This window comes from Pseudomonas sp. LFS044 (assembly GCF_047978245.1).
GTDB lineage: Bacteria > Pseudomonadota > Gammaproteobacteria > Pseudomonadales > Pseudomonadaceae > Aquipseudomonas.
Genome location: NZ_JBFPFX010000081.1, coordinates 1 through 316, shown reverse-complemented (window position 1 = coordinate 316; position 316 = coordinate 1). Strand labels below are relative to the sequence as shown.

At 60.4% G+C, this 316-nt stretch carries 1 pseudogene; it reads left to right on the top strand.

From position 1 onward, the window contains the following. Positions 1–316: pseudogene (locus ACNQPL_RS26705) on the top strand (sugar-binding protein); the annotation flags it as partial.

Sequence of the window (316 nt, the reverse complement as noted above, 5' to 3'; positions counted from 1 at the left end):
AAGCATCCAACGTCAACCCAGCGGCATCGGCAAACAACTCGGCATCACCGAAGAAACGCTGGAATACGCCTATGACCTGCTGGGCCGACTGACCCAGGAAATCACCCCACAAGGCGTGCTCGGCTACGAATATGACCCGCTAAGCAACCTGACCACACTGACCCTGCCGGACGGGCGCAAGGTCAACCACCTGTACTACGGCAGTGGCCACCTGCACCAGCTGAACCTGGACGGCCAGGTGATCAGCGACATGGAGCGCGATGACCTGCACCGGGAGGTGTTCCGCACCCAGGGCAAGCTCACCAGTTGCTTTGGT